Here is a 4910-nt window from a genome sequence, read left to right on the forward strand (position 1 = left end):
GCTGGGCGGGTCGGTGAGGTTTTCGGGGCAGCCTGAGCCTTCTGGACGTCGACGAGGTGTGGCTCGAACGGGGTGTCGCGGTCACTATGAGACGATCCGCTGATGGCGCGAGAAGTTTGGCGCTCGATTCGCCCAGCGCGCCAAAGCAGCGCTGCCCAAGCCGGGCAGAGGGCATCCGGACGGGATGTTCGTGACGCTGCGCGGCAAGCGGTATCTGTTGCGCGGAGCACGGCGCTGAACTCGACGTGCTGGTGCAAAATCGGCGCGATAAGGCCGCAGCAAAGCGCTTCTTCCGGAATGTGCCACGTTCAGATCCGTTGCCGCGCAAGATCGCGACCGACCGCCTGTGCAGCGATGGGGCGGCGAAGGCTGATATGCCCGAGCTCGTGCATGTGAAGCACGTTTTCGTCAAAGCGGCTGCACGCCTGAACAACCGTGCCGAGAACCATCCACCAGCCGACCGGCAGGCGCGAACGCCAGATGTGCGGGTTTCGTGATGGGCGTGGCACGCAGGCGTTTCGCTCATGCTTCGGCCCGATTCGGCAGCATTTCGCGCTGCCCAGACGTCAGATGAACGCCGCATATCATCGTGCCGTGCTCCAGGAACGTTTCGCCACATGGCATGGCTGGACCGTCCCTACCGCATCCGGGAAAGCCGTCTGATAGGGATAACTATGCTTCCTTCGACAAAGGCAATCTACTCCCGTCAACTTGACAAAATCCTTCGCCCTCAAATGACAGCTACCGCGTGCGTCGCTCTACCGAAAACATCTCGGCGAGCGCTTTGCCACCTAGCATCGTTTTACGGAGCTTAACCAAAATCCGTCCTGCTCCTGAGGAAAGCTCTGTTCAGCGAACTACTGCGAACTAAATATCTTAATGTGACAACGCCTCAGCGCGTCTATCGCCGGGAGGCCGGGCGACTACTGCTGTGGGCGATCGTCGAGCGCGGTAAAGCGCTATCTTCGCGCGCGAGCGCGGATGCGACCGGTTATCGTGCGCTTCTGCGCCATCCCACTTCCCGCACCTTGGGGGGGCGCCGGCACGACCGCGATCGTAGCCCGAATGGCTGCCGTTCACAGGCGAGGTGTCGCCGAATTCCATCGCCTATGCACTATCAGTTCCCGTGTATTGTTTCGCTGGCTGATCGAGCAGCGCTACGTGCTGGCGAAAATTCGCTTCCCATCGCAACTTTTGGACGCGTTAGTCCCAGTTTTCTCGCAATGACGATCGGGCCTGCTAGACCCGTTCGTCATGGATCGCATCCACTGTTGGCGTGCGGTCAGACACTTGAGCGCGGTGCAGAAGGTAGCACCGTAGCGGCGTCTCGCACCTCCACCGCGATCGACCGCAGTGGCGCCTCGGCAATGAAACGGTCTAGCAGTTCGCGCACGTCGTGGTCGATGAAATCGGCGCGGGTTGTGTCGACGATGAGGGTCGCCCGATCCGGGATATGCGCTAGCATCTCCTTGAGCGCCACCTTGCCGAGAAACGACACATCTTTGCGAAACGAGAGCAGGAAATGGTCGTCGTGTCGCGCGAGGGCAATAGGCCGATGCAGATTCGCCCACAACGCGAGCGCGGCGCTGCACAGCACGCCGAGAACAATTCCAGTGAGCAGATCGATGGCGAGCACCCCGGCGATCGTTACAATGAATGGAGTGAACGATGCCGCTCCCTGTTTCGCGAGCGTAATGAACAGCGACGGTCTGGCGAGCTTGTAGCCGGTTTGAATGAGAATGGCCGCCAGACTCGCGAGCGGAATCAGGTTGATCGCATCCGTGAGCGCGAACATGCTGACGAGGAGCAGCACGCCGTGCATGATTGCGGAGAGCCGGCTTCGCGCGCCGGCGTGGACGTTGGCCGAACTGCGGACGATGACGGATGTGATGGGCAATCCCCCGATGACACCTGCCACCATATTGCCGACCCCTTGCGCTTTGAGTTCGCGATTCGGTGGTGCGACGCGACGCTGCGGGTCGATCTGCTCGACGGCTTCGAGGCTCAGGAGCGTTTCTAGACTGGCGACAACGGCAAGCGTCAAGGCGACGATCCATATTTCCGGATCCTCAAGGCGCGCGAAGCTCAACCCGAACTCAGGTAAATGCAAGGCGTCGCCGAGCGCCGCGAACGATTTGATGGCCGGCAACGCTACGCGGTGCTCAGGTGGCAACGCGAGCGTGGCGCCTAGCGCGCCGCACACCAGCGTCGCGCTTACGCCCGCAACTACGACGACAAGCGGCGCGGGCACGAACCGCACTAGCGCGAAGCGTCTCAATGTACGCGTGTCCCAGGCCGCAAGGATGGCGAGCGAGATGGCGGCGACAGTGCAGACGATGGGCGAGATGGATGCAAGCGCGCCTGCCAACGATTCGGTGTTGCGACCCGACGTCAGACCGACTGCAAGTGGAATCTGCTTGACGATCAGCAGCAGTCCGATGGCGGCGAGCATTCCCTTGATGACGGGTGTGGGCACATACGAGGCGAGCTGGCCGGCCCGAAGCGTGCCGAAGCCGAACTGGATGACACCCGAGAGCAGCAATGCAATAAGGAATGCAGAGAAACTACCGAGACGCCCGATGCCGTCGACGACGATCACGACGAGGCCCGCGGCGGGGCCGCTCACACTGAGGGGCGATCCGCTGAGCAAAGCAACGACGATGCCACCAACGATGCCAGACACCAGCCCGGCTAGCGGCTCTGCGCCGGAGGCTTCTGCAATGCCGAGACACAACGGCAGCGCGACGAGAAAGACTACAGCGCCGGCAGCGAGGTCACGTAGAAGCGCAGACGGGAAAGCTCTCGAAGTCATGATGGAAGCGAAAAATAGTGAAGGGTGGATATCCCGCCGCCAAATTTGTGCGACTGCGATTTTTTGGTGAACGAGGTAAGCGGAGCGATCTGGAGAGACGGGTCAGACGGGGGCGATTGCCTTCGTTGTTTCAGGCTCGAAGCCCGACTCGAGTTCGCGCAACTGGCCGTCGTTCAGTGAAAAGATCCAGCCGTGCACAAGGGGAGAGGGTGCACGCTCACGCACGAGCGGATGCTCGCGCAGCAGGCGTACCTGTTCGAGTACATTAAGTTCGACGAGCCGGTTGATGCGTGCCTCTTCCGATGGCAGGCGAGCGAGCGCCGCGTGATGCGTGTGTGCGAGTGCGCAAAGCGGCCTGATGCGGCGGTTGAAGTGCGGCAGGGTGTCGGCTGGTGGAAGTAGCGAGGCGCGCACGCCCCCGCATCCGTAGTGCCCGCAGACAATGATGTGCGCGACCCGCAGCTCACACACAGCATATTCGAGCACGCTCATGGTGTTGTCGTCGTCGAGATGAAGAAGGTTAGCGATGTTGCGATGAACGAAAAGATCCCCCGGCGCGCAGTGGGTGATGGTTTCGGCGGGTACGCGGCTATCTGAGCAGCCAATCCAGAGCACTTGCGGTTTCTGCCCCATGGCTAGCGCGCGAAACAAGTTTGGTTCGCGCCGTCCCATTTCTTGGGCCCACGCGACATTGGCGACGAGCATGCGTTTTGGAAGATTCACGAGTCGAGACTCCAATCAGGTTGTTGGCTTCGATCAAGGCTTGCGAATAGCCTTCTATCAAGAAAATGGCCGGTCGCTCGAAAAAAAGAAACCGGAACGATGCCAATACATAGCGCGGACTTCGCCGTCTCCCGTCAATCAACCTAAGCAGTGCGCGCGTCCCCGCCGGCATACACTAGGAGAGTGCTCGCACATAGGGAAAATCAGCGGGCGACCGCTCTGGAGCTGGAGACGGGCTACTGCGCAGGAAACGTTCTCCGCGCCTTGCCGTGATCCGATGGACTGGTCTTGATATCCCCTGGCATCTATCTATCACGACGACGCGCCGGCCATTCGGCCGCGCGGGGTCGTCCCGTGGCAGTATGCATGAGCGTCCGAAAGGTATTTCGAGCGTCCTCTCCGATCGCCCACGCTAGGCGTTTCATTTCCAGCGTTTCCTTGCTAACCGGGTGTTACAACTGAAGAGGTCCTTGATGGGGGCTGAGAACACCGATGCCGACAGGACTGGCTCAGAAGCTTGTGCTAGCGCCCAAAGTGTTTTCGCGAGATTCCTTGCCAGCAAAAAATTTGATCGACGGACGCCGTGCCGACTGCCATTTGTCCTCGCCCCGGCAGAAGATTCCTCCATGATGGCGATCTCATACAGTGTTGTGCGCCAACAGTTGGTGTTGAGCTTGATGAGAATTTCGATGCATTTGGTCCAGTCATTAAGGTTTCCTTAACAGAAAGTCTGCTGGATATTGTAGGCGAGTCATTGTGTCGCAATTGTGTCGTCAAATGCCTTAGGAAACCAACTGCGCTTTAGATATATTGATCAGATATAGCAAAACAGACCTCAATAAGACTTGCGCAGGCATAAATTAATTTGATGACCTGCTTCTCAGTAGTCTCGCTTGGTCGGCACTGTCACGTTGCCGGGATGGTCGAGTAACGTCGTGGGATGAAGAATGCAAAGTCGCTTTACCACGATCACCGCTTTCCGGTGGCGGTCATCAGCCACGCAGTCCGGTGGTACTTCCGGTTTCAGCTCAGCCTGCGCGACATCGAGGCACGCTCATTCCGAGCCCGATCGACCCCTTCCGGAAGAAGCGCTTTGCTGCGGCCTTATCGCGCCGATTTTGCACCAGCACGTCGAGTTCAGCGCCGTGCTCCGCGCAACAGATACCGCTTGCCGCGCAGCGTCACGAACATCCCGTCCGGATGCCCTCTGCCCGGCTTGGGCAGCGCTGCTTTGGCGCGCTGGGCGAATCGAGCGCCAAACTTCTCGCGCCATCAGCGGATCGTCTCATAGTGACCGCGACACCCCGTTCGAGCCACACCTCGTCGACGTCCAGAAGGCTCAGGCTGCCCCGAAAACCTCACCGACCCGCCCAGC

Annotated in this window: 2 protein-coding genes and 4 pseudogenes; 3 read left to right on the top strand and 3 right to left on the bottom strand. The window is 59.9% G+C overall.

Annotated elements, in window-relative coordinates:
- Window positions 1-20: 20 nt before the first annotated feature.
- A pseudogene (locus GCT19_RS40860) lies at window positions 21-663 on the top strand (DDE-type integrase/transposase/recombinase); the annotation flags it as partial.
- 230 nt (window positions 664-893) lie between these two features.
- Window positions 894-1170, top strand: a pseudogene (locus GCT19_RS44185) (integrase); the annotation flags it as partial.
- A gap of 112 nt (window positions 1171-1282) precedes the next feature.
- Here the strand turns inward: GCT19_RS44185 and GCT19_RS40870 are convergent.
- Both GCT19_RS40870 and GCT19_RS40875 read right to left on the bottom strand, forming a co-directional pair.
- Window positions 1283-2812: a SulP family inorganic anion transporter gene (locus tag GCT19_RS40870; RefSeq protein WP_051106822.1), complete on the bottom strand. Its 1530-nt coding sequence runs from the start codon at window positions 2810-2812 to the stop codon at window positions 1283-1285.
- Between the two features lie 102 nt (window positions 2813-2914).
- The gene (locus tag GCT19_RS40875; RefSeq protein WP_026229228.1) at window positions 2915-3535 is read right to left on the bottom strand and encodes a carbonic anhydrase; all 621 of its coding nucleotides are present in this window, start codon (window positions 3533-3535) and stop codon (window positions 2915-2917) included.
- Between the two features lie 940 nt (window positions 3536-4475).
- Here GCT19_RS40875 and GCT19_RS40880 point away from each other — a divergent pair.
- Window positions 4476-4590, top strand: a pseudogene (locus GCT19_RS40880) (IS6 family transposase); the annotation flags it as partial.
- A 21-nt stretch (window positions 4591-4611) separates the two neighbouring features.
- Here the strand turns inward: GCT19_RS40880 and GCT19_RS44190 are convergent.
- Window positions 4612-4890 (bottom strand): annotated as a pseudogene (locus GCT19_RS44190) (IS6 family transposase); the annotation flags it as partial.
- Window positions 4891-4910: the final 20 nt, after the last annotated feature.

Origin of the sequence: Paraburkholderia atlantica, from assembly GCF_009362785.1 — a bacterium.
Lineage (GTDB): Bacteria > Pseudomonadota > Gammaproteobacteria > Burkholderiales > Burkholderiaceae > Paraburkholderia > Paraburkholderia atlantica.

Bases quoted from the DNA above. Each gene is read 5' to 3' on its own strand.
- GCT19_RS40870 (WP_051106822.1), bottom strand. From the start codon at position 2,812: ATGACTTCGAGAGCTTTCCCGTCTGCGCTTCTACGTGACCTCGCTGCC.